We start from the raw sequence: 24095 nt of genomic DNA, 5'->3' as shown, positions 1-24095 counted from the left end.
AAGCTTGCTCGCGAAGGCGATGGAGCAGATGTCAATAATGTTGACGGACACGCCGCCTTCGCGAGCAAGCTTCGCTCCTACAGGTAAGTCGTTTCGACGTTAAAAGGTGGAAAGATCAATCCGGGCAAAACTGTCGACGGTGACATGCCCTGCCAGCGCCCCGCCTTCCCGGGCCAGTCCGCAAGTGGCCATGCCAGCGGCGCGCGCCGCGTCCAGTTCCTCGACGATATCGGACAGAAACACAATCTGCGCAGCCTCCAGCCCGATCGCCTGGGTGATGCGCTCGTAAGAGTGCGCTTCACGCTTGGGCCCCGACGTGGTGTCGAAATAGCCGCTGAACAAGGGCGACAAGTCCCCCGCCTCCGAGCAACCGAAGATCAGCTTTTGTGCCTGGATCGAGCCCGAGGAATATACAAACAGTTTAAAACCGTCCTGATGCCAGCGCTTGAGCGCTTCAACGGCGTCCGGGTAAACGTGACCTTTCAACTGTCCGGCCTGATAGCCCTGCTCCCAGACCATGCCTTGCAATGCTTTCAGCGGCGTGGCCTTGCGGTCTTCGGCAATCCAGCCCAGCAGGATTTCGATCACCCGCTCAACGTCGGCGTCCGGTTCGTTGCTGTCACGGCGTACTGCGGCCAGTTGCTCGGCCACATCTGCGCGCCCGGCGTGCTGGCGAACAAATTCCGGCAAGTGTTTGGCGGCATACGGAAACAGGACGTCGAACACAAAACTCACCGCGCTGGTGGTGCCTTCGATGTCGGTGAGAATCGCTTTGATCGGCATCGGCTCAGTCCTCAAGACGCGGGAAGCGGCTGGCGATGTCTTCGCCGGTGAAGTTGGCAACCCAGCCTTCAGGGTTGTTGAACAGTCGGATCGCGACGAAGTGCGGATGCTCGCCCATGTCGAACCAGTGCGGCGTGCCGGCCGGTACGGAGATCAGGTCGTTCTTCTCGCAGAGCACCGCGTAAACGTAATCGTCGATGTGCAGGGTGAACAGCCCACGGCCGGCGACGAAAAATCGGACTTCGTCTTCGCCATGGCGGTGTTCGTCGAGGAACTTGGCGCGCAGTTCGGCTTTTTGCGGGTGATCGCTGTTCAGGCTGATCACGTCGACGGTGACGTAACCGCGCTCGGTCATCAGTTTGTCGATCTGTTCCTGGTACGCCGCGATCACTTCTTCCTGACTGGCGCCCGGCTGGATTTTCGCGGTAGCTTGCCAGCGGTCGAAACGCACGCCCTGCTCGGCCAGGGTCGAGGCGATGTCTTCGAAATGGGTCAGCACCTTGTTCGGAAGATCAGGGCTTGAGACGTGGTAAACGGACAGGCTGCTCATCAGGGCAACTCCTTAACGGTTCATGCGTTGCGGTTCATGCTTGACGGTTCAAAACCGCGCGCATCTTCAACTCGCATTCGAACAAAAATTCAAACGCTTCGATCTGCCGCAGGGCGTCGCTCATGCGCGCGCCCCAGGTGTAGAGGCCGTGGCCGCGAATCAGGTAGCCGACGCAATCGGGATGGGCTTCTAGCCAAGGCTGCACCTTGGCGGCGAGGCGCGCAATGTCCTGGTCGTTGTCGAAAATCGGCACGCGCACCCGGGACTCGTGGGTCGAGACGCCGCTGAAAGCTTTTTGCAGTTCGTAATCTTCGAACTCGATGAAGTCTTCTGGCGTCAGGCGCGACAGCACCGTGGCGTTCACCGAATGGGTGTGCAGCACCGCGCCGATCTCCGGGCGCCAGCTGTAGAGCTGGGTGTGCAGCAGGGTTTCGGCGGACGGTTTTTTGCCCGGTTCCAGGCTGTTGCCCGACAGGTCGGTGACCAGCACATCATCCACACCCAGCTGGCCTTTGTGCTTGCCGGACACGGTCAGCAGCGCTTCGGTCGGCGACAGGCGGGTCGAGTAGTTGCTGCTGGTGGCCGGCGACCAGCCGCGACCGTACAGAAAACGCCCGGCGTCGATGATTTCCTGGGCGAGGTGTTCACGGGTAAGGCTCATGGCCTGTCCTCTTGCATGCGTGTGGCAATGATAACGGCAGCGGCGAAGGCTGCGAGACTGGCAATACTAAAGGTGAACGTGGCCCCGAGGGCGTTCCAGCTGTAGCCGGAATACAACGCGCCCAATGCGCCGCCAGTGCCGGCGAGCGCGGCGTAAAGCGCCTGGCCCTGACCTTGCTGACGCGCACCGAAGCTACGTTGCACGAACTGGATGGCAGCGGCGTGAAAGCTGCCGAATGTTGCAGCGTGCAGCACCTGGGCAAACAGCAGCACCCAAAGGAATTCGGCCAGCGAGCCCAGCAGCAACCAGCGCACGGCCGCCAGCAGGAAACTCACCAGCAGCACCCGACGCACCGAGAAGCGCGCGAGGATTTTGCTCATGGCCAGAAACATCAGGACTTCGGCAACCACGCCGACCGCCCAGAGCATGCCGATCACGCCTCGACTGTAACCGAGCCGTTCCAGGTGCAGCGTCAAAAAGGTGTAATAAGGCCCGTGGCTCACCTGCATCAGCGCCACGCAAGCGTAAAACGCCAACACGCCGGGATTGCGCAATTGCCTGAGAAAACCGTCTCCGGCAATGCGTTCGCCCTGAACCGGTTGAGCGTTGGGCACCCACAGGCTGCTGACGACGATGCCGGCCATGATCAGCACCAGCGCCACCGGGTAAATGTCGAGGCTCAGCCATTCGAACATCCGGCCGAGCGCGACCACGGTGATGATGAAACCGATGGACCCCCAGAGGCGGATCTGACTGTAGCGCGACGTCTGCCCTTTCAAGTGCGCCAGGGTGATGACTTCGAACTGCGGCAACACCGCGTGCCAGAAGAACGCATGCAGCGCCATGACCATCGCCAGCCAGGCGTAGGTCTGGCTGACGAAAATCAGCGAAAACGTCAGCAGGGTGCAGACGGCGCCGAAGCGCACGATGGCCAGGCGCCGGCCGGTGTAGTCACCCAGCCAGCCCCAGATGTTCGGTGCCACGCAACGCATCAGCATCGGGATCGCCACCAGTTCGCCGATGCGCGCGCTGGAAAAGCCCAGGTGATCGAAGTACAGCGCCAGAAACGGTGCTGTCGAACCGAGCAAGGCGAAATAGAACAGATAGAAACTGGAGAGCCGCCAGTATGGGAGCGCCGCCACGTCGTCAGACCGCAGCGGCGTTGAGGTCAGCCATTAAAGCTGACCCAGCACCGGCGTGCTCACGCGCACGTCGGCATTCTGCCCGCGATGACGCAACAGGTGATCCATCAGCACGATGGCCATCATCGCTTCGGCGATCGGCGTGGCGCGGATGCCGACGCAGGGGTCATGACGGCCCTTGGTGATGACGTCCACCGGGTTGCCATGAACGTCGATCGAGCGGCCCGGTGTGGTGATGCTCGAGGTCGGCTTGAGGGCCAGGTGCGCAACGATCGGCTGACCGGAGGAGATCCCGCCCAAAATGCCGCCCGCGTTGTTGCTGAGGAAGCCTTCCGGGGTCATTTCGTCGCGGTGTTCAGTACCGCGCTGGGCGACGCTGGCGAAACCGGCGCCGATTTCCACGCCTTTCACGGCGTTGATGCTCATCAGCGCATGGGCCAGTTCGGCGTCGAGGCGGTCGAAGATCGGCTCGCCGAGGCCTGGCATCACGCCTTCGGCGACGACGGTGATCTTGGCGCCGACCGAATCCTGATCGCGGCGCAACTGGTCCATGTAGGCTTCCAGCTCCGGCACCTTGTCCGGGTCCGGGCTGAAGAACGCGTTCTCTTCCACCGAATCCCAGGTCTTGAACGGGATCTCGATCGGGCCGAGCTGGCTCATGTAGCCGCGAATGACGATGCCCTGGCTGGCCAGGTATTTCTTGGCAATCGCACCAGCGGCTACACGCATGGCGGTTTCGCGGGCGGAACTGCGTCCGCCACCGCGGTAATCGCGCTCGCCGTATTTGTGGTGATAGGTGTAGTCGGCGTGGGCCGGGCGGAACAGATCCTTGATCGCCGAGTAGTCCTTGGACTTCTGGTCGGTATTGCGGATCAACAGGCCGATGGCGCAACCGGTGGTGCGACCTTCGAACACGCCGGAGAGGATTTCGACTTCGTCGGCTTCCTGGCGCTGCGTGGTGTGGCGGCTGGTGCCGGGTTTGCGGCGATCCAGATCGCGCTGCAGATCCTCAACGGAAATCTCCAGCCCCGGCGGGCAGCCGTCGACAATGGCGACCAACGCCGGACCATGGCTTTCGCCCGCGGTGGTGACAGTGAACAGCTTGCCGTAGGTATTGCCGGACATGCAGGACGCTCCGTGAAATGAACCTGAATACGTAATGCGCGCCAGTATACGCAGGCTACCCAAGTAGTTCATCCTCGAACCTTATGGGTGCCCGCGAGTCCAACCGGCACCTTTGTGAATGATGGCGTGATGATGCTGCGAGTTCTAGCCTTGAGCCTTACCCTGTTTACCGGCTTTGCCCAGGCCACTGTCCTGCAACGCCCGATCACTTTGGATACCGGCACCGGGGAGCTTTTCGGCTCGCTGTTGCTGCCTAAATCCGACACCCCCGTGCCCGTTGTCCTGATCATTTCCGGCTCCGGTCCTACGGATCGTGACGGAAACAACCCCGACGGCGGCCGTAACGACAGCCTCAAGCGGCTGGCCTGGGTGCTGGCCAAACACAACATCGCCAGCGTGCGTTACGACAAGCGCGGCGTGGCGGCGAGCCTCGCAGCGACGCCGGACGAGCGCAATCTGTCGGTGGAAGCTTATGTCGCCGACGCCGAGGCCTGGGGCCGCAAGCTCAAAACCGACCCGCGCTTTGGCCAGCTGATTCTGCTGGGCCACAGCGAAGGCGCCTTGATCGCCAGCCTTGCGGCGCCCAGCGTCGATGCCGCCGCGGTCATCTCCATGTCGGGCAGCGCCCGGCCGATCGACCAGGTGTTGCGTCAGCAATTGAGCAATCGCCTGCCACCGCCGTTGATGCTGCGCAGCAATGAACTGCTCGACAGCCTCAAGGCCGGCAAAACCGACGACAACGTGCCGCCGCAGTTACAGGTAATTTTCCGCCCGAGCGTGCAGCCGTATCTGATTTCGCTGTTCCGTCAGGACCCGGAGGCAGCGTTCGCCAAATTGAAAATGCCGGCGTTGATCATCCAGGGCAGCAACGACATTCAGGTCGGCGTCGGTGACGCCAGGATGCTCAAGGCGGCCAAACCGGACGCCGAACTGGCGCTGATCGAAGGCATGAACCACGTCATGCGCATCGTGCCCAACGACGTGAAACGACAAATGGCCTCTTACAAGGACCCGCAATTGCCGTTGGCCGCCGAACTCGGCGCGCGAATCCTCGAGTTTATTGACGGACTTCGCACCAGTTAGCCACTACTCACCCTCCAGTCCTGAAAAAAACGGCCGATAAGCCTTTGTCGCCAGCGCTATGACTGACGACAAGCAGAGCTTGGACAGGATCTCGCCGTTATGACTGATACCCAGACTTCACCCGACACGACCGCTGAAAAAGACACACCGCCAGCGGTCGAGCTGCCGTGGGCGGACGTTCACGTCGAGCACCACAAGATGCTCCGCCTGGCGCCGCTGCAAACCGACCGCAATACCGGTGGGCGGCCATTGCGCTTTGTCGAATTCGGTTACGCCGACCGCCACAGCAAGGACCACAGCCTGATGCGCATGAGCATCAAGCTGCCCGGCCAGCGCGTGCGCAAAGAGCAGAACCATCTGGACGTGTGGGTCGATCACACCGCCAAGCGTGTGCATTTCGAGCCTGAAAGCGGTTTGCAGATTGAACCGATGAACCGTGGCATCGGCCGGTTCATGGCCGCCCAGGGCATCACTTGGGCGAAGAAGCGTTGGCCCGGCTACACCGTCGACGGCACGGATCTGAACAATAAAGATGCGTTGAACGAAGACACGCGCCTGCGCCGCGATCACTTTCTCAAGGCCCATGGTTTTGAAGTGGTCTACGCCGACGCCCAGCATTTGAAAGGCAGCGTCAAAGAAGTAAAGGTCGAAGACCTGCTGGGTGACTGGAACAGCGAAAAGCTGCAAGTGGTGGAAATACTCGAAGCCGCGCAGATGCTTCAACAGGCCGAGCAGAACCTGGCCGAGCAGGAAGTGAAACTGAAGAAACACGAAGAGAAGGTCAGCAAGTACAAGCGTGAAGACGCCGGTCTGCGCTTTACCATTACGTGCCTGGTGGCGTTTGCGGTGTTTCAGGCGGGGTTACTGATCTGGATTGCTACGCACCGGTAACGATCCGAGACCGCGGCGCGGTCTTCGCGGGCAAGCCACGTTCCCACCGATTTTGCGTCGTGCCCAAATGATGCGGCACACACAAGACCTGTAGGAACGAGGCTTGCCCGCGAAAGCGCCCTAAAGTCAGACGCGGGAAGCGAACAGGGCCTGATGATCGCGGCACTGCTCCGCACTCAACATAAACACACCATGCCCACCGCGCTCGAAATCGAGCCAGGCGAAGTCGACTTCCGGGTACAGCGCCTCAACGTGAACCTGGCTGTTGCCCACTTCAACTATCAGCAAGCCCTTCTCGGTCAAATGATCCGCTGCTTCAGCGAGCATCCGTCGCACCAGGTTCAAACCATCATCACCGCAGGCCAGGCCCAGTTCAGGTTCATGCTGATATTCGTCCGGCATGTCGGCGAAATCTTCCGCGTCAACGTAAGGCGGGTTCGACACGATCAGGTCGAAACGCTGACCCGGCAAGCCGTCAAACCCATCACCCTGAACGGTGTACACCCGCTCATCAACGCCATGGCGCTCGATGTTCTGGTTGGCCACCTCCAGCGCTTCGAACGACAGATCAGCCAGCACGACTTCGGCGTTCTGGAATTCGTAGGCGCAGGCGATACCGATGCAACCGGAACCGGTGCACAGGTCGAGAATCCGCGCCGGCTCGGCACCCAGCCATGGTTCGAAACGTTTTTCGATCAGCTCGCCAATCGGCGAGCGCGGGATCAGCACACGTTCGTCGACAATGAACGACATCCCGCAAAACCACGCTTCGCCCAGCAGGTAGGCGGTCGGAATGCGGTCTTCGATGCGGCGTTTGAGCAAGCGTTGCAGATTGACCAGTTCGTCATCTTCCAAGGCGCAGTCGAGGTAGCTGTCGGCGATTTCCCACGGCAAGTGCAAGGCACCCAACACCAGTTGACGGGCTTCGTCCCAGGCGTTGTCGGTCCCATGGCCGAAAAACAGATCCTCCCCATGGAAGCGGCTGACGGCCCAACGGATATGGTCACGCAGGGTACGAAGGCGGGAAGTGATCACGGGGGTAAACTCCAGAAAAAACGACTGGCGATTCTAACAGCCAAAACGCGCCACGACGACGCGGGAAAACAGCAGATCAGATGTAGGGCATGTCCATTTTCACTGTTGGCTATTGAACAAAACCTGCATCTTGACAAGGCTGCACGCCAGCAACGACGGCGCCTGCGATAGTAGCGATTCACAGAACCGCTCAGCCAGAGGACAATGTCGCAAAAGCCCCACTCCAAGGAGCCCCAGAATGTCCGTTCCAAAAACGATGTTTCAACTCAGCGGCCGCGGTTACGCAGCAGCCAATCTGGGTCATGCGACCCTTGTCATCATCGATGCCCAGAAAGAATACCTCAGCGGCCCGCTGGCCCTGACCGGCATGGATGCTGCCGTCGCGAACATCAAGCAACTGGTGGCCGCTGCCCGTGCCGCCGGTCGTCCGATCGTGCATGTGCGCCATCTCGGCACCGTGGGCGGGCTGTTCGATCCACAGGGCGAGCGCGGTGAGTTTATCCCGGGCCTGGAGCCGCTGGCGGACGAAACCATTATCGGCAAACTGCTGCCGAGTGCGTTTCACGGCACCCCATTGTACGATCGACTGCAAGAACTCGGCTCCCTGGACCTGATCGTGTGCGGCTTCATGAGTCACTCCAGCGTCAGCACCACCGTGCGTGCGGCAAAGAACCTGGGCTTTCGTTGCACCCTGGTTGAAGACGCCTGCGCGACTCGCGATCTGCCCTACAAAGGTGGCGTACTCACAGCCGAGCATGTTCAGCACACCGAAATGGCGATCATGGCGGACAACTTCGCCACCCTCGCGCTTACTCATGAACTGATCTGATCGGCCTCGAAGAGCGGTCAATACCGCCGCTCATCCGCAAAAGCCTCTCATTTGCTGCAATTGACTTAGCCTCAGGAACAACCCGGACAACTCCCGGTCGAAGGGCCGATACCCATTGAGGAAGGTCGGAATGAAGTTATCCGATGGTTTTGACGCACGCCGCTTGCGGCCCAAGGGCCAACGCAACTGGCGTTTTCGATTCGGCGCAGCCTTTGCTGCCTTGCTGGCGACGTGCGGTGTGTTGCTGGCAATGGCCGGCGCCGCCAGCCTGCTCGGCCGCCCTCCGGCCCTGGGCGAATTGAATGCCAGCCCGCTGGGCTCGGCGATCATTCTGGCGGTTGGCCTGTTTGTGCTTTATATCGGTGTGTGGCTGTGGCGTCGTTGCCGGCGTCGTTCGCGCCAATCGCGAGAGCTGAACATGTCCCCGCACCTGATGAAAAAACACGATTGAATCGAAGGCCCGGCTTTTAGGCGGGCCTCAATTGTTATGGATAGTGCCTCGACTTGGGTAAACTGGCCGCCCTTCGCGGAGGCTGACATGCAAGACGACGATTTTTCCCTGTTCAAAAGTGCGATCCAAGGCGTCAAGCCGATCAAGCACGATCGCGCCGAAACCGGCAAACCCAAGGCCGACCGCGCGCAAATCGCCAAGTTGCGTCAGGCCGCGACCGTTCGCACCGATGCCACCACCGTTGATGGTCTGTCCGATCAGTTCGTGATCGACGTCGGCCCGGAAGACGAGTTGATGTGGGCCCGTGACGGCGTTCAGGAAAGCCAGATACGCAAGCTCAAGATCGGACAGATTCCGTTCGAAGGCAGCCTCGACCTGCATGGCATGACGGTGGAAAAGGCCCGGGAAACCCTCTGGGCGTTCCTGGCTGAAGCAACCAAATTCGAAATCCGCTGTGTGCGTGTCACCCACGGCAAAGCCGTGCGTCTGGACGGCAAGCGGCCGATGATCAAAAGCCACGTCAACACGTGGTTGCGTCAGCATTCCCAAGTACTCGGCTTCACCTCTTGCCAACCGAAACATGGCGGTGCCGGCGCGGTGTATGTGATGCTCAAACGGACCATGATGGAAGGTCGCGACGAGTAAAGCTGTCGCTTCACGCTTGCAGCGCCGTGTTTGCCACCGTACCCTTGCCCTTTGCGAAAATCCCCACAGGTAGTTTCATGTCCCTGGAACAGAATTACACCGCGATTCTCGGCCAATTGGGCGAGGACGTCTCCCGCGAGGGCCTGCTCGACACGCCAAAGCGTGCCGCCAAAGCCATGCAGTACCTTTGCCGCGGCTATGAACAGACACTGGAAGAAGTCACCAACGGTGCCTTGTTCAGCTCTGACAACAGCGAAATGGTGCTGGTCAAGGACATCGAGCTTTACTCGTTGTGCGAACACCACCTGTTGCCGTTCATCGGCAAGGCTCACGTCGCCTACATCCCCAGCGGCAAAGTATTGGGCCTGTCGAAAGTCGCGCGGATCGTCGATATGTACGCTCGCCGCCTGCAGATCCAGGAAAACCTCAGCCGCCAGATCGCCGATGCGGTCCAGCAAGTCACCGGTGCCTTGGGCGTTGCGGTGGTCATCGAGGCCAAGCACATGTGCATGATGATGCGCGGTGTGGAGAAGCAGAATTCGTCGATGATCACGTCGGTGATGTTGGGTGAGTTCCGCGAAAACGCCGCGACACGCAGCGAGTTTCTCAGCCTGATCAAGTAATTCGTTACACGAAGAAAACCGGCATTCATCGCCGGTTTTTTTTCGTCTGTGAAAAATCAGGTAAGCTGCGCGCCTTCCGTTCGCCCTGTGAGGCTTATTCCGTGTTCGTAAAAGCGCTTCGTGTCGGCCTTGGCCAACTGATCATCTTCATCGACTTCATTACTCGCCCAGGCAAGAAGCAGCGCCCCGCCGCCGCTCAGGCTCAGGTCGAAACAGCGGCCAAGGACCTGACGCTGTATCAGTTCCACGCCTGCCCGTTCTGTGTGAAAACCCGTCGCACCCTGCGTCGTCTGAATGTGCCGGTAACGTTGCGCGATGCGAAGAACAACGAACAGGATCGCCAGACCCTGCTGGAGCAAGGCGGCAAGATCAAGGTGCCGTGCCTACGCATTGAAGAAAATGGGCAGACCACCTGGATGTATGAGTCCAAGGTGATTATTGATTATCTGGATAAGCGGTTCGCAGCTGCCTGACACGGCGGATCTCGAACAAAAATAAACCGGCCCATTGGCCGGTTTATTCGTTTCTACCCTCCCCCAGTCGTTTCCCCGCTTGCTTGTGATGCGAGCCGGGCTCGGTCAGCGGTACGACGAAGGTCTCCCTCCCGGCGATATATCCCTATTGCCAAACTTTTCGTCTACAAAATCAAAAACATTATTTGCTTTATTTGTATACAAAAGCATAATCCACTTCGTGCGAGTTTCTGACCAGCCGGTCAACAAATTCGCAAGTGCCTCAAAGGGCCGCTGCCACCCTCATGGGTCCGGCCCTGGAAATAACAATAAAACTCTTGAGGAGTATTCGCTGTGGAAAGCCGCAAATCCGAAGCCCCGACGCTGGAACTCTCGCCGCCGTTACGCAATGGCTTGCTTGAGCGCATTTTCAAACTCAGCTTGCACGGCACCACGGTGAAGACCGAGCTGATTGCCGGTCTGACAACCTTCATCACCATGGCCTACATCATCTTCGTCAACCCCAACATCATGGCCGACGCCGGGATCGATCACGGTGCCGCGTTCGTCGCGACCTGTATCGCTGCTGCGCTCGGTTGCCTGTTAATGGGCCTGTATGCCAACTGGCCGGTCGGCCTGGCACCGGGCATGGGGCTGAACGCCTTCTTCACTTACACCGTGGTCGGCACCATGGGCTACAACTGGGAAACCGCCCTTGGCGCGGTGTTTGTTTCCGGTGTGTTGTTCATGTTCCTGACCTTTTCGCGGATTCGCGAATGGTTGCTCAACAGCATTCCTGTGAGTCTGCGCTACGCCATGGGCGCCGGCGTGGGGCTGTTTCTTGGGTTGATCGGCCTGAAAACCGCCGGCATTGTCGTTGATAGCCCGGCCACCCTGATCAAGCTCGGCTCCCTGCGCGAGCCCGGCCCGTTGCTGGCCGCCATCTGCTTCCTGATGATCGCCGTGCTCAGCTACCACAAAGTGTTCGGTGCGATCCTCATCAGCATCATCACCGTGACCCTCGCGGGCTGGGGCCTGGGCCTCGTCCACTACGAAGGCATCATGTCTGCCCCGCCAAGCCTGGCGCCCACCTGGATGGCCATGAATGTTGCCGGCGTGTTCAACGTCAGCATGATCAGCGTGGTGCTGGCCTTCCTCTTCGTGCACATGTTCGACACCGCCGGCACCCTGATGGGCGTCGCCCAGCGCGCCAACCTGGTGAACGCGGACGGCCGGATCGAAAACCTTTCTCGCGCCATGAAAGCTGACAGTGCTTCCAGCGTGTTTGGCGCTGTAGTCGGCGTCCCACCCGTCACAAGCTATGTGGAAAGTGCCGCTGGCGTAGCGGCGGGTGGTCGGACTGGTCTTACCGCCGTGACCGTGGGTGTGTTATTTATTGCAGCCATGTTCTTCGCTCCACTGGCGGGCATGATCCCTGCTTATGCAACAGCGGGTGCGCTGATTTATGTGGCGATGCTGATGATGGGCGGCATGGCGCACATCGAATGGGACGAAGCGACCGACAGCATTCCGGCGATCGTCACTGCGATCATGATGCCGCTAACGTTCTCGGTTGCCGATGGCATCGCGCTGGGCTTTATCACCTACGTGGTCCTGAAAGCCTTCACCGGCAAGCACAAGGAAATTTCCGTCAGTCTGTGGGTGTTGTGCGCGATCTTCATCGCCAAGTTTATTTTCTTGTAAGCGTTACGGCGTCAGTGTTTCAAATCAGCCTCACCCCGTCGGGTGGGGCTTTTGTACAAATGGAGGAAAGTGATGAGTCTGGAAACCTGGCTGCTGTTCAGCGGCGCTGCGCTGGTGGTGATCCTGATCCCGGGGCCCCTGTCTTTGCTGATGATCAGCAACAGTCTGAATTACGGTTTGCGCCGCTCTTACCCGGCGTTCCTGGGGGGCGTTATTGCCTCGATCTGCCTGCTCAGTGCCTCGGCGCTGGGCCTGGGCGCCCTGTTGCTGGCATCGGAACAGTTGTTTAGCGCGCTGAAAATCGTTGGTGCGCTGTACCTGTTCTACCTCGCCTGGCAGAGCTGGCAGCAATCGCGCCAGCCATCGGTTGGCGCTGAAGTGCCCCAGGCTGCACCGGTGCCGCGTTTTCGTGCCCTCTTCGGACGCGCATTCGTGTTGGGCGCGAGCAATCCGAAGGATATTTTGTTCTTTGCTGCTTTCCTGCCGCAGTTTCTGAGCCCCGAACAACCGTTCCTGCCGCAGTTGCTGATGATGATTGCGACCTGGACTGTGCTGGATCTGCTGTGCAAATTAGCTTATGGGCTGGGCGCTCATGGTGCGGCCAGGTATTTACGCAGTGGCAAAGGACAAAGTTGGTTTAACCGGGTGAGCGCAGGACTCTTCAGTGGAGCGGGCGCAGCCTCCTTACTAAGCAACCACTGATCGTATTGCCCTATTACTTGAACTCTTGATTTCATTAGACGTTATCAACGTCAACGCACTAAGAAGTGTTTGCCAAGGATGGCAACACTTCACACCCGCCCCGCAACAAACCGCAACACGCGATATAAATATATATAGTTGTCTTTTCAGAACTCCCCCTACCATGGCGCTGCGATTTTGCACACGACGCCAGGAAAAGGAAGTTCCTATGGCAATGGTTTTCCAAACCCCCGATCCCGATCACTACAATGCCGTCGAAGTGACGGATATTGAACTGCAAGCCAATGAGTACTCCCCAACCACTATTGATTTCGATAAAGAAAGCATCGCCTCCGCCCCGCAACAAACAAATGCCAATAAAAGCCAGCTACGCGTTATTGATGAGCTGTTCGGCCCTATAAAAATAGGCACCCACTCGATTACCCGGTGTGCACTGGATGCACTGGGCGCGACATCAAATGGTCAGGGATTGAACGCTCAAAACACGTTCTTTCGACACCCCAAGCGGTCTTTTATCAACGCCTTGCAATTTGACCCTTTATTTATTGAAGCGCGTATGCGATTCACCGGCACCCGGGATGATTACGCACTGCCTTCCTTGCTGTTTGAAATGGCGTCGCAACGCCCACTAACGGCTCCGCCCCTGCTAAGAGAATTACCTGATCCCGCTGCCGATCCTGAACAGTACCGCCACAAACTGGACAAATTGCTGAACGCGGCGCAGAGGCTTGATATACGCCACGCGCACTTGTCCAAAACCACACCTCCCTGGGTGAATCGGGTAAAAAGTAGCAGCATGGTCAGCATGGGGACCGGGCTTCAGGCCTTCGGTATTTACAGCGGGCTGCGCGGCCTGCAAGACGCCATTGCAAGAAAAGATCATGGCGAAGTTGTATTCAACAGCCTCAGCACTTCAGCGGAAGTCACTTCATTAGCTGTCGAAGTGGCGGTCACCAAGCAAGCAAAATACATGATCGAAGCCGGGCAAAAAGCCTACAGGGATTTTGCCAAAACCAGCTTCGGCGTTCGACTGGGGCGTGGCGCGGGGCTGATCGCGAGCGCACTGACGTTGCCCTTCGATGTCATGTCCGCCGTCAAATCCTTTAATAGCGCAGCGGCAACCACAGGCAAAGAAGCCACGGATCACTATGTCGCTGCTGGCTTGAGTGTGACCAGCGCGGCCATGACGTTGATTCTGGGTGCCGTCGCACTGGCAGGTTTCTCCTTTATCGGCCCGGTGGGGCTGACGGCCGGACTTCTGCTGGTGGCAGGTTCTCAGGTCTATGCGGCGGTACGCGTTGTCGACGATATCGATGATTACATCGAACTCACTACCCATGAGCGCCTGCGCACGGGCTGGTTCGCCTTCTGGGGAATCCCCCCCGACGACGACATACAAACCCGCCACGCGATTGCCAAATCAACGGTTGAACATTCGAGACTGTTACAAGCGACCGCCCGAAAATTACTGGAAGGAAAATTAAAAGACAGTACAGAAGTCATTGTAAACGGCAAGTTCAAGGTCGAGCTAAAGCCGACACAGGTGCCTAGCTTCGATTGGGAGGCGCAACAGTACCTATATAAAACCATACAAAAACCGCACGTCATTGATAGTAACGACACGATTGATGCTCGTAACGGTGTGACTGACGACATGCCCGGCGCGGAGTTCGGAACGCCAGGAGAGAACAAAGGTGCGGTGTGGTTTATGGGTGGCGGCGACGACACCATCGTGGGTGTTGAAAAAAAGCCAAACAGATTCTATTACGGCGCAGGCATCAAGCATCTGACCGGGGGAGAGAAAGACGATGAATTCATCTTCGAAGGCGCCGCCGAACTTCTCAAAAACGGTCCAAAAGACCCTCTACCCACTCTTCTGAAAGGTGGTTTGGGCAGCGATACGCTAGTGGTTACCGGGAGCTATCCTGAGGGCAACCGCCAAAGATTCGGGTATTTCATCGATCTGAACGAAGGACGACTGTCCATCATCACCCGTGACCAGACCAATGAGGGCCGTTTCAACTATCGGCACACGCTTCTGGAGAGCATTGAGAACGTCGAAACCCTGGCCGGTGCGCAAAACAAGGTCATCGGTACGGGCGGCCCGAATGTCATCAAGTCGCGCGGTCGCGACACCATTGAGGCGGGCGCCGGGGATGACAAAATCTATCTCCTGAACAATGAAGGTACAGCCGCCGGAGGTCCCGGAAAGGATCACTACGCGGTGGCCCATAAACCCGGCAACGTATTCATTACTGAAGATGGCGTGGAGGAGAGCGTCATTGCACTTGACTGGAGAATGGACCTGATAAAGAGCTGGAAAATCGACAATCACGAACTGGTCATCACCTCAGGCTTTGATCTCGACGATCTTAAAGAGCGGGATGTCTACATCAAGGGCGTCTATAAAACAGCCAACGATCGACGGCAACTGCAGAACAGGAAACTGACTTTCGTTACAAAGGACGGGTTTCATTTGATGCCTGAACTTCCTGAAACCATAGAGGCTGCCGGCTCCCTCGAGATTAAAACAGTCATTACTGAACAGGGAAAAACCCAAAACCCGGTCATCCTTTACAACCGTGAATACACGATCGCACACGACAAAAACACGAGTTATTTTGTTTCGCGACTCAATAAACATACGATCCTTACAGTAAAACAACGAAGCACAAACACGCTGGCAACCCTTTATCTGGAATATGCCAGCCATGAACTGACGCGGGTCGAGGCTTACTTCAAGGTAGACCTGATGCGCCAACGTGACTTTGATCGCATCATGTATAAAGAATGTGGTCTGACCTTTCACTTTGACAGTCAGCGATTGACTATCAACAACCTGGCCAGCTCTATCTGGGGCGGCGACCAGAGAATCACAAGCCGGCTGACGCGCCCCACCAACGTGTTGAACCAAGCTGTTCTTCTGATCATGAATGACGGTGTTTCTTATAGAGTCGATCCACCCTCCTTGCCCGATTCAGCTTTTTCCAACGATCAGTTCGAAATAAACGGTCCAATGGAGCGCACCCGCCAAGTGCCGCTGCCACTCGCGGCCAGAGATGGAGCGCCTGTTTTTTGTCAGCCCTTCGACAACGAGGCCCATCACCTGGGCAACCGGGAGAAGTGCGTCCAACTGGTCGCTTACCCTGAACAAACAACCATCGAACATCTGGAGGGTGACGGCTCGACGTACCTTGTCCACCTCAGCTCCGAAATGACGCTAGGCATTTCAACGCCAGGCGCTCGAGCGAACGCCCTACTCAAATCGCCATCGGCGTCTACCTGGGAATTCGATGCAACGAGCCTCGCCTACACCAGAATCAAACGGGTGGACGACTGTCTGCTGATCGGACATACCGTCATTCACCTTCCGCACTACGACGACCCACAAGATTTGATCGATCAGATACGGGTCATCACGCCAGACGGCGTTGTCTATAAAGTCGATCTGGATTTCGACGAAGTCTATATCGACTCACTGGATGGCCGGTATTTCAAAGGCGATGTTCTGAACGAGGGCGCCCTATTGGCAGAACTGAGAGCCTTGGAAATGGAGGACCTCGCCGTTCGAAACATAGCCCTGAGAGACGGTACTGTCGGCAGTCTGTCTTACAACCTGTCGGACCGTCGTTGGATACTTGATACAGACACGTCCCGCACTGTCCTTTACGCCGACCTGGTGCCTTTACACCGGTGCGCCCACCAACTCGAACACTGTTATGAGTTGATGGAGTTTGGCACTCGTTCCACCCCTCCGGTAAGCGCCGCCGATCTGCGGATACTTTTAGACACCTGCAAACTTCTATAGCGCCTACGCAAGACTTCAAACCTCAAGATCAGGCAGACGTCTTTTGTAGCAAATACCACCACACCCTATACATATTTATAGCCTCTCGACGGTTGATCCAATCAAAACTAACCACCGTGTTTTCCAGGGCCGTGCTTCTTCACGAGCCCTGCTTTTCACCCAACTAATTTTTCGTCTGTATCAGCGGCCAGTCCTGATTCAGACCTTCACCTGATTATTATCGGATCTACGGCCATGGCTAAACCACCCAAGAAAATTCCAAACCCTAATACGCCTGGCACTTCATCATCCTCCACCAGACTCTCTCCTGAGGATGACGTGCCCAGGGGCGGCCCGTCCGGCCGTAATGACGCGCCCGTGCAGGGAGAACTCACTCCCCTTGTCCCTGCCTCAAATGCGTTGCCAGGCGACACTTCCCAGCAACAGCCCGTGGTTGTCACCCACATGCCTGCTCGCACTCCTCACCCCTTTTTGCAACCGGAGAATAGGGTGTCCTGGCCTCTTGAGCAGGTTGATCAACTGATACGCATCGGTGACACCGGGCTCTTCATGAGCAAAGAGCAAAGGTTATATGCCCACATTGAATACGCAGGCATTGGCAGAGTGGAACCGAACGCCAACGGAGACTACCAAGTCTATTTCCCTTTCGCCCCTGACCATGCCGGACCGGTGCTGAAGAAGGTTGAAGGCAAGCCGCTGTGGTCCATTTTTCCGTCAACTCCAGACGAACAAAAAGTGGGTTCGCGCGTGACCGCTTCGACCTTCGCGGCCCCCGTCCATCTGATCAACAATCCACTGGTGATCAGAAAACTACCCGCCGCTGACAGGCTTGGAATTCGTTGGCACAACCTGCGAAGTTATGTCGAGTTGCTCGACGAAGGCATTGTTCAAGTCGTCAGAAACGCGAATGGCGATTATCAGGCGACCTTCGGCCAGGAATGGACACCGTCCGGCCCCGTATTCGAGAGGGTTGGACTGACACGATTCTGGCGACGTAAAGCTCCGACGCAAACCACTGATCAACTGACGGCTCGTCAACCGTCCTCCACCGTCGAAGAAGCCGGTCCGAGCAAGCGCCAGCGCCTTGAGGAACATGAACAGCAGCCAGGCCCCCGTGGACCCGAGCAACAGGTTATTCCTCTCTACCCCGCCCACCCGACCAATGAAAACCCCTACCTGTGGGCATCCTGGGGAAAGGTCAACAAGCAGCATTCAACGGAATCCATACAGATCGGTGAACTGCATTATGAAACGGTACCCAAGGTCAAAAACGTACCAAAAGTCTTGAATTACCTCCAGCATCCCCAATTCCAGCCTTCTCGTTTCGACTTGTTTGAACAGATGTTGCACGCGAAACCCTGGTTGCAGCCCGTACCGGTAGTCCTGAACAGCGATGGCAAGTGGATTGTGAATAGCACCCGCCGATTGTTTGAAAAACCGATGACAGAGTCTGTTTCAACTACCTTCCCGGACTTTTCACCGGTCACCTCGCGCGCTGTCGCAAAGCGACTATTCGAATATTCGGGGGGATCCGAGGTAATCGCCCGCGACGGCTTGTACACCACCATATTGACGCTGGATCACTGGAAGGAACGGGCGGGCATCTTTGATGCAAAGTTCGAAAATCCGATTGATTTATTGCCTGTCGCTTCACGCATGGATGATGAGGGGACAATCATTTCCATGGTGCCTCCGGAATTTGGCGAACCCTTGCGCAGGCTGGACTTCCTCCCCAGGCATTTCCAGATGGAATGGGACAGCTTTGTCGCGGATCGCTCTGACTACAACCTCAAACGGTTAGTCAGCACCGCATTGATCCGCAACGGGTATGACGTGTTTCCTTTATTGAATGAACATCGCAATCCCAAGTTGATTTTCAAACGCGAGGGTCATGACAAGGTTTACTTCCTGAAACTCGGTATCGTCGAGAAAAATGCGATTGGACTAAAACCGTCTCTTGCGCCCGAACTTGCCTACCAGGCGTTAGCTTCACAGGTGGGTAATGAAGCCCGGCAAGCTCTCATTACCGCCAACCAACAAAACAACATTGTCTGGTTATTAGGCGGCGTTCAAACAACGCCGTCTGGATGGCAGTCTGTTTTTATTATCAGAGAGCGCTGATACCGCGTTTCTTCAGTGATAGCCGCACATCATTAAACGCCCGTTATCGGGCCTCAGATACTTATTGTTTAAACATTACCCACTTATATAAACATCCAGGAATACGACCGATGGCCAAACCACCAAAAAGAGTTTCAACTTCCAATACACCTGATACCTCGACAACACTTCCAAGGTCTTCGTCAGAAGACAGCCGGGTACGAGGCGGTCATCAGGCCGCAACGGTTGGCACATCGCGGGGAGACGCCAATCCCGTTTCAGACGCCAATGTGCCAGGTTCATCGCAAAGTACCTTGCCTCGTCAGCCTGTCGTCGTTAGCGACATGTCGGCTAACCCTACAAGCGATGCCGAGATGGCTACCCGCATGATTTCCTGGCCTCGGAACAAGGTCGACGAACTGTTCAGCATCGCCGACACCGGGCTTTTCATGAGCCGCCAGCAGCAGCTTTACGCCGATATTGGAGAGGAAGGCATTTTTCTGATCAGGGCAAACGCGAGAGGCGACTACCAGGTGCCTCTTCCGTTTGCCCCGGGCCAACCCGGGCCGATCCTCACGAAGGTGCCTGGCCAGGCGCAGTGGAAAATCACTCGCGAGGGCATGGTCCTTCCCATCGCAAGCGTTCCCGTGAGGCAGGAAACGCTGGAGATCATTCCTCGGCATCTGGCCGACAAACTGACGTCACCCGATGCCAACGGTCTTCGTTACGACAAGCTGAAGAGAACCTATGTCGACGTGACGGAAGAAGGCACGGTCATGGTCCGCAAAAATACGGACGGCCACTATCAGGCCTCCTCGACGAGCGAATTGATCCCTTCGGGCCCGTTACTCGAAAACATTGAAGGGATGACACTTTGGCAACGCAAGGCAACCAACACACCAGCCTCAGACGCTGAAGATTCAGGCCCCACCCCAGGCAAGCGCCCTCGTCTGGACGAACCGGTCGAGGCGGCCAACCCCGTGGCCGATAACAACCCTCCTGCTGCCACCCTGAATGACAACCCGTATTTATGGGCCTCCTGGGGGAAAATAACCAAGCCTGATTCGGTGGAATCCATCATGATCGGCCAACTCCATTATCCGATCGTGCCAAAGGGGCCAATGGCCGATCAGCTCCCCCTCGTGTTCATTCAACACCCGGAATTTGCGCCCTCTCGCTTCGAGGCCTTCGAGCGCATGTTGCAAGAGGCACCTTCGTTGCAACCCGTCGCCACCAGCTACCACGCCGCAACAAATACCCGGAAAGTCGACGGCGCTGCTCGACTCTTTGAGAAAACACTGACGCAACAGGTCGCGGATGTTTACAAGGGTTTCACCGAGCCGACATCCCGCGCCGTCGCCAAGCGACTATTTGAGCTATCCAACGAGTCAGCGGAGTTCAACGGCAGCGGTTTGGCCCGAATGAAGCAAACCTTTCGCTACTGGGAGGGCAAATCGAACCTGGGCGTGCCACGGCTCGGCGACCCATTGGACATGTTGCCTATTGCGTCCAGTAATGATGGCGCCAGACGCATCGTCGAATTACACGCTCCGGATTCCGTGACGCCCTTACAGCAGTTGAACTTCAACCCCGAGAGCACTCATGCCTGGCAGTTCTACACCGAGTTGCCCAACGCGCCGGGGCGACTTTCGTTGTTGCTCGCGTCGATACTGGGCCACAGCGGTTACAAGGTCTTCCTTCCCGCAAACGTAGAGAATGTTCAGCTCACGCCTCCAACGCTGGTATTTAAAAGGCCCAATCACGACAAGGTGTACTTTTTGAAAGTGGGACGTGTGGAGACCGATGCGATTGAAATTCTGCCGCCGTCCATGGCAGAGCTTGACGACCCTCATCTGAAGACGCGAATCGGCGACGAAGCGCACCAGTCACTGGTTGCCGCCGATGCGAAGGGTGATGTGGTATGGCTGATGGGCGGCGTCCAGCACCTGCTCGCAGGAAGCCCTTCGGTGTTCATCATCAAGGAACGCTGATAGCGAAACGTGCGCACCTCGCCGTCCATCAGCGGGGTGCAACCCAAGGTATCCGTGTCAAACACAAGACAAAAAAAAGCCCGCAGTGTGAGCGGGCGAAAGACCAAAGAAGCTATATGCGCAGTCGCTTCCAGGTTGAGGCAGCTGCTTGGGGGATCAGCTGCCGCGGTACGTGGAATAGCTGTAAGGCGAAATCAGCAATGGCACATGGTAGTGATCCTGTTCCGCAGAGATGCCGAACCGCAGCACCACCACGTCCAGGAACGCCGGTTCCGGCAACTGAACACCACGGGCGCGGTAGTAATCGCCCGCATGAAACTGAACCTGATAGACCCCGGAACGGTAGTCATCGCCTTGCAGCAACGGTGCGTCGACACGGCCGTCGCTGTTGGTGATCGCGCTGGCGACCAATTCCAGCTGCGAGCCTTCAACGCGGTACAGCTCGACCTTGATCGAGCTACCCGGGCAACCGTGTGCAGCGTCCAAAACGTGTGTAGTCAAACGTCCCATTGATTCTGCGCGCCTGCCTGCATGGAGCAGTCAGACCTCGCGCCTCCCGAAGTCAGTTGAAAGGAGACCGCACCGGTTCGGAGCACGAAACGCTGCGGCGAGCGACTGATTAAGACACTTTTCAAAAAAATTGTACACAATAAAAACGACATTTTTCCAACCAGTGTCGCCATCCATGATTTCATAACAAATCTGACGCCAAACCATGCGCTAAAAGGTCCTTCCATCCATTAGCTGACCATTCGGGCAGGTTTCTTGCAATAACATGCAAAGATGACAGCTCATCAAAAATGCAAAAAATCAGGCTTACAAAGTGAACATAAAGTTGTATACAATCAGCCCATCGCTGTGACGCCAGCCTGTCATCTCACCGCCAGGCCGCCACACAACCTGTCAACGAACAAGAAGGAAGACTGCAGTGAGCGCTGACTACCCACGCGACCTGATCGGTTACGGCAGTAACCCTCCTCACCCACACTGGCCCGGCAATGCCCGCATCGCCCTGTCGTTCGTGCTCAATTACGAGGAAGGTGGCGAGCGCAATATCCTGCACGGCGATAAAGAATCCGAAGCCTTCCTCTCGGAAATGGTCTCGGCGCAGCCGCTGCAAGGCGCGCGCAACATGAGCATGGAATCCCTTTACGAGTATGGCAGCCGCGCCGGCGTCTGGCGGATTCTGAAACTGTTCAAGGAATTCGACATTCCGCTGACCATCTTCGCCGTGGCCATGGCCGCCCAGCGTCACCCGGACGTGATTCGTGCGATGGTCGATGCCGGCCACGAGATCTGCAGCCACGGCTACCGCTGGATCGACTATCAGTACATGGATGAGGCGCAGGAACGCGAGCACATGCTCGAAGCGATCCGCGTCCTCACCGAAATCACTGGCGAACGCCCGCTGGGCTGGTACACCGGCCGCACCGGCCCGAACACCCGTCGCCTGGTGATGGAAGAAGGCGGTTTCCTCTACGACTGCGACACCTACGACGACGACCTGCCCTACTGGGAACCGAACAACCCGACCGGCAAGCCGCACCTGGTGATTCCGTACACCCTGGACACCAACGACATGCGTTTCACCCAGGTCCAGGGTTTCAACAAAGGCGACGATTTCTTTGAATACCTCAAAGACGCGTTCGACGTGCTGTATGCCGAAGGCGCCGAAGCACCGAAGATGCTGTCGATCGGCCTGCACTGCCGCCTGATCGGCCGTCCGGCGCGCCTGGCCTCGCTCAAGCGCTTTATCGAATACGCTAAAAGTCATGAACAGGTGTGGTTCAGCCGTCGCGTCGACATCGCTCGCCACTGGCACGAAACCCACCCGTACCAAGGGGCTGCCCAATGAGCACCTTCCAGACCGTCAAACCTTCGAGCCTGAGCCGCGACGCGTTTGTCGCCGCGTTCGCCGATATCTACGAACATTCGCCATGGGTGGCCGAGAAGGCCTTTGACCTGGGGCAGGACGCCTCGATCGATGAGATCGAAACCCTGCACCAGCGCATGAGCGACATCCTGTTGAGCGCCGATCATCAAAGCCAACTGGCCCTGATCAACGCTCACCCGGACCTGGCCGGCAAAGCCGCTGTCCAGGGCCAGCTTACCGCGGCCAGTACTGAAGAACAGTCGGGCGCGGGGATTCACCAATGCACGGCCGAAGAGTTTCAACGCTTCACCGAGCTGAACGACGCCTACAAGGCCAAGTTCAAGTTTCCCTTCATCATGGCGGTAAAAGGCAGCAACCGGCATCAGATCCTCGCGGCGTTCGAAACGCGCATTCACAATTCGGCGGATACCGAATTCAAATGCGCGCTGGCGGAGATTAACAAGATCGCCCTGTTCCGTTTACTGACTCTCTAGCAAGCTTGGCCCGAGAAACCTCTAGAACGCTTGCGTTTCCCAGGGCCCTGCAAGCATCCCAAGCCAACTTATTAAAGGCAGACAAGAAGAATGAAAGCTTACGCCGTACCGTTCGAGAAGTTCGTCAACCTGGCCGACGCCCGCCTGGGCACCAAAATCATCTCGGTCACCGATGACTGGTTCGCAGACGCCAACCGTCTGTTCCAACCGACCCCGGCCGTATGGAAGGAGGGCGTGTTCGATGACAACGGCAAGTGGATGGACGGCTGGGAGTCGCGCCGCAAGCGCTTTGAAGGCTACGACAGCGCCGTCATCCGCCTGGGCGTTCCGGGATCGATTAAAGGCGTGGACATCGACACTTCATTCTTCACCGGCAACTTCCCGCCGTCGGCCTCCCTGGAAGCCTGCTTCCTGGCCTCGGGCGAGCCGGACGACAACACCCAGTGGACTGAAGTGCTGTCCGCCGTCGAGCTGCAAGGCAACAGCCACCATTACCACGAAATCAGCAATGACCAGGCCTTCAGCCACTTGCGTTTCAACATCTACCCGGATGGTGGCGTGGCCCGTCTGCGTGTCTACGGTATTCCGTTCCGCGACTGGTCCGCTGTCGGCGACAACGAACAGGTTGACCTGGCAGCAGCCCTCAACGGTGGCCGCGCCCTCGCCTGCTCCGACGAACACTTCGGCCGCATGAGCAACATCCTCAACCCGGGCCGTGGCATCAACATGGGCGACGGCTGGGAAACTGCACGTCGTCGCACGCCGGGTAACGACTGGGTCATCGTCGCGCTGGGTCATGCCGGCGAGATCGAAAAAGTCATCGTCGACACCCTGCACTTCAAGGGCAACTACCCGGACACGTGCTCGATCCAGGGCGCGTTCGTGAAGGGCGGCACCGACAGCCAGATCGAAACCCAATCGCTGTTCTGGCGTGAACTGCTGCCGGCGCAGAAACTGGAAATGCACGCCGAACACACCTTCGCCGAACAGATCAAGGCCCTGGGCCCGATCACCCACATCCGCCTGAACGTGTTCCCGGATGGGGGCGTGAGCCGCCTGCGGGTATTGGGCAAGGTCGCTAAATAAGCGGCGCGCCCTTCGCGGGCAAGCCTCGCGCCTACAGGTATCACCGACCGTAGGAGCGAGGCTTGCC

At 57.6% G+C, this 24095-nt stretch carries 22 protein-coding genes; 15 read left to right on the top strand and 7 right to left on the bottom strand.

What is annotated here, in order from left to right; all coding sequences use genetic code 11:
• Positions 1-99: 99 nt before the first annotated feature.
• Genes mtnC through aroC form a run of 5 tightly spaced genes read right to left on the bottom strand, consistent with a single transcriptional unit; the run spans position 100 to position 4261 of the window.
• Positions 100-783 carry an acireductone synthase gene (gene mtnC, locus QMX98_RS17955; RefSeq protein WP_172791407.1) on the bottom strand — a complete coding sequence of 228 codons (684 nt, stop codon included), beginning with the start codon at positions 781-783 and terminating at the stop codon, positions 100-102.
• Positions 784-787: 4 nt separating this feature from the next.
• Positions 788-1333: an acireductone dioxygenase gene (locus QMX98_RS17950; protein WP_010456634.1), complete on the bottom strand. Its 546-nt coding sequence runs from the start codon at positions 1331-1333 to the stop codon at positions 788-790.
• Positions 1334-1367: 34 nt separating this feature from the next.
• Positions 1368-1994: a methylthioribulose 1-phosphate dehydratase gene (locus QMX98_RS17945; protein ID WP_010456636.1), complete on the bottom strand. Its 627-nt coding sequence runs from the start codon at positions 1992-1994 to the stop codon at positions 1368-1370.
• Positions 1991-3136: an MFS transporter gene (locus QMX98_RS17940; RefSeq protein ID WP_010456638.1), complete on the bottom strand. Its 1146-nt coding sequence runs from the start codon at positions 3134-3136 to the stop codon at positions 1991-1993. The genes QMX98_RS17945 and QMX98_RS17940 overlap by 4 nt, the downstream gene beginning before the upstream one ends.
• A 33-nt stretch (positions 3137-3169) precedes the next feature.
• Complete coding sequence (aroC, locus tag QMX98_RS17935; RefSeq protein WP_010456640.1) at positions 3170-4261, bottom strand: chorismate synthase; 1092 nt, start codon at positions 4259-4261, stop codon at positions 3170-3172.
• Between the two features lie 129 nt (positions 4262-4390).
• Between aroC and QMX98_RS17930 the strand changes: the two genes are divergently transcribed.
• The gene (locus QMX98_RS17930; RefSeq protein WP_010456642.1) at positions 4391-5344 is read left to right on the top strand and encodes an alpha/beta fold hydrolase; all 954 of its coding nucleotides are present in this window, start codon (positions 4391-4393) and stop codon (positions 5342-5344) included.
• Between the two features lie 99 nt (positions 5345-5443).
• Entirely contained in the window at positions 5444-6235 is a 792-nt protein-coding gene (locus tag QMX98_RS17925) for a hypothetical protein (RefSeq protein ID WP_145305846.1), read from the top strand.
• A gap of 126 nt (positions 6236-6361) precedes the next feature.
• Here QMX98_RS17925 and prmB read toward each other — a convergent pair whose 3' ends face one another.
• Positions 6362-7270 carry a 50S ribosomal protein L3 N(5)-glutamine methyltransferase gene (gene prmB / locus QMX98_RS17920; RefSeq protein WP_010456646.1) on the bottom strand — a complete coding sequence of 303 codons (909 nt, stop codon included), beginning with the start codon at positions 7268-7270 and terminating at the stop codon, positions 6362-6364.
• A gap of 238 nt (positions 7271-7508) precedes the next feature.
• Between prmB and QMX98_RS17915 the strand changes: the two genes are divergently transcribed.
• The 10 genes from QMX98_RS17915 (at position 7509) to QMX98_RS17870 (ending at position 20575) form a co-directional block, all read left to right on the top strand.
• The gene (locus QMX98_RS17915) at positions 7509-8099 is read left to right on the top strand and encodes a cysteine hydrolase family protein (RefSeq protein WP_010456648.1); all 591 of its coding nucleotides are present in this window, start codon (positions 7509-7511) and stop codon (positions 8097-8099) included.
• 130 nt (positions 8100-8229) lie between these two features.
• On the top strand, positions 8230-8550 hold the full coding sequence (locus QMX98_RS17910; RefSeq protein ID WP_010456650.1) for a hypothetical protein: 321 nt from the start codon (positions 8230-8232) through the stop codon (positions 8548-8550).
• 87 nt (positions 8551-8637) lie between these two features.
• Positions 8638-9195: a Smr/MutS family protein gene (locus tag QMX98_RS17905; protein WP_010456652.1), complete on the top strand. Its 558-nt coding sequence runs from the start codon at positions 8638-8640 to the stop codon at positions 9193-9195.
• A 77-nt stretch (positions 9196-9272) separates the two neighbouring features.
• Entirely contained in the window at positions 9273-9818 is a 546-nt protein-coding gene (gene folE, locus QMX98_RS17900; protein WP_003204506.1) for a GTP cyclohydrolase I FolE, read from the top strand.
• A 101-nt stretch (positions 9819-9919) separates the two neighbouring features.
• Positions 9920-10291, top strand: a complete 372-nt coding sequence (locus QMX98_RS17895; protein ID WP_010456661.1) for a glutathione S-transferase N-terminal domain-containing protein — start codon at positions 9920-9922, stop codon at positions 10289-10291.
• Positions 10292-10624: 333 nt separating this feature from the next.
• Positions 10625-11974, top strand: a complete 1350-nt coding sequence (locus QMX98_RS17890) for an NCS2 family permease (protein WP_042932677.1) — start codon at positions 10625-10627, stop codon at positions 11972-11974.
• 72 nt (positions 11975-12046) lie between these two features.
• Positions 12047-12676 carry a LysE family translocator gene (locus QMX98_RS17885; RefSeq protein WP_077748170.1) on the top strand — a complete coding sequence of 210 codons (630 nt, stop codon included), beginning with the start codon at positions 12047-12049 and terminating at the stop codon, positions 12674-12676.
• A 208-nt stretch (positions 12677-12884) separates the two neighbouring features.
• Positions 12885-16484, top strand: coding sequence for a calcium-binding protein (locus QMX98_RS17880; protein ID WP_282411165.1), 3600 nt, complete (start codon positions 12885-12887; stop codon positions 16482-16484).
• A 234-nt stretch (positions 16485-16718) separates the two neighbouring features.
• A complete protein-coding gene (locus tag QMX98_RS17875) occupies positions 16719-18605 on the top strand; it encodes a hypothetical protein (protein WP_282411164.1) in 1887 nt (628 codons plus the stop codon).
• Between the two features lie 110 nt (positions 18606-18715).
• Positions 18716-20575, top strand: a complete 1860-nt coding sequence (locus QMX98_RS17870) for a hypothetical protein (RefSeq protein WP_282411163.1) — start codon at positions 18716-18718, stop codon at positions 20573-20575.
• A 156-nt stretch (positions 20576-20731) separates the two neighbouring features.
• On the opposite strand, the gene uraH is transcribed toward QMX98_RS17870, so the two are convergent.
• Positions 20732-21085: a hydroxyisourate hydrolase gene (gene uraH, locus QMX98_RS17865; RefSeq protein ID WP_010456673.1), complete on the bottom strand. Its 354-nt coding sequence runs from the start codon at positions 21083-21085 to the stop codon at positions 20732-20734.
• Between the two features lie 418 nt (positions 21086-21503).
• Between uraH and puuE the strand changes: the two genes are divergently transcribed.
• From puuE to alc, 3 genes are all read left to right on the top strand, one after another.
• Entirely contained in the window at positions 21504-22430 is a 927-nt protein-coding gene (puuE, locus tag QMX98_RS17860; protein ID WP_008031461.1) for an allantoinase PuuE, read from the top strand.
• On the top strand, positions 22427-22942 hold the full coding sequence (gene uraD, locus QMX98_RS17855; RefSeq protein ID WP_010456677.1) for a 2-oxo-4-hydroxy-4-carboxy-5-ureidoimidazoline decarboxylase: 516 nt from the start codon (positions 22427-22429) through the stop codon (positions 22940-22942). Before puuE ends, uraD begins: the two co-directional genes overlap by 4 nt.
• 90 nt (positions 22943-23032) lie before the next feature.
• Positions 23033-24028, top strand: coding sequence for an allantoicase (gene alc / locus QMX98_RS17850; protein ID WP_059404692.1), 996 nt, complete (start codon positions 23033-23035; stop codon positions 24026-24028).
• The last annotated feature ends 67 nt before the right edge of the window (positions 24029-24095 follow it).

Origin of the sequence: Pseudomonas sp. PS02303 (genome assembly GCF_029959925.1) — a bacterium.
Classification (GTDB): Bacteria; Pseudomonadota; Gammaproteobacteria; order Pseudomonadales; family Pseudomonadaceae; genus Aquipseudomonas; species Aquipseudomonas mandelii.
The sequence above is the reverse complement of the archived record's forward strand: the minus strand, read 5'-3'. Positions and strand labels throughout refer to the sequence as shown.

Coding starts and splice junctions, on each gene's coding strand:
- mtnC (WP_172791407.1), bottom strand. CDS start 783: ATGCCGATCAAAGCGATTCTCACCGACATCGAAGGCACCACCAGCGCG.
- QMX98_RS17950 (WP_010456634.1), bottom strand. CDS start 1,333: ATGAGCAGCCTGTCCGTTTACCACGTCTCAAGCCCTGATCTTCCGAAC.
- QMX98_RS17945 (WP_010456636.1), bottom strand. CDS start 1,994: ATGAGCCTTACCCGTGAACACCTCGCCCAGGAAATCATCGACGCCGGG.
- aroC (WP_010456640.1), bottom strand. CDS start 4,261: ATGTCCGGCAATACCTACGGCAAGCTGTTCACTGTCACCACCGCGGGC.
- QMX98_RS17930 (WP_010456642.1), top strand. CDS start 4,391: ATGATGCTGCGAGTTCTAGCCTTGAGCCTTACCCTGTTTACCGGCTTT.
- QMX98_RS17925 (WP_145305846.1), top strand. CDS start 5,444: ATGACTGATACCCAGACTTCACCCGACACGACCGCTGAAAAAGACACA.
- QMX98_RS17915 (WP_010456648.1), top strand. CDS start 7,509: ATGTCCGTTCCAAAAACGATGTTTCAACTCAGCGGCCGCGGTTACGCA.
- QMX98_RS17910 (WP_010456650.1), top strand. CDS start 8,230: ATGAAGTTATCCGATGGTTTTGACGCACGCCGCTTGCGGCCCAAGGGC.
- QMX98_RS17905 (WP_010456652.1), top strand. CDS start 8,638: ATGCAAGACGACGATTTTTCCCTGTTCAAAAGTGCGATCCAAGGCGTC.
- folE (WP_003204506.1), top strand. CDS start 9,273: ATGTCCCTGGAACAGAATTACACCGCGATTCTCGGCCAATTGGGCGAG.
- QMX98_RS17885 (WP_077748170.1), top strand. CDS start 12,047: ATGAGTCTGGAAACCTGGCTGCTGTTCAGCGGCGCTGCGCTGGTGGTG.
- QMX98_RS17880 (WP_282411165.1), top strand. CDS start 12,885: ATGGCAATGGTTTTCCAAACCCCCGATCCCGATCACTACAATGCCGTC.
- QMX98_RS17875 (WP_282411164.1), top strand. CDS start 16,719: ATGGCTAAACCACCCAAGAAAATTCCAAACCCTAATACGCCTGGCACT.
- QMX98_RS17870 (WP_282411163.1), top strand. CDS start 18,716: ATGGCCAAACCACCAAAAAGAGTTTCAACTTCCAATACACCTGATACC.
- uraH (WP_010456673.1), bottom strand. CDS start 21,085: ATGGGACGTTTGACTACACACGTTTTGGACGCTGCACACGGTTGCCCG.
- uraD (WP_010456677.1), top strand. CDS start 22,427: ATGAGCACCTTCCAGACCGTCAAACCTTCGAGCCTGAGCCGCGACGCG.
- alc (WP_059404692.1), top strand. CDS start 23,033: ATGAAAGCTTACGCCGTACCGTTCGAGAAGTTCGTCAACCTGGCCGAC.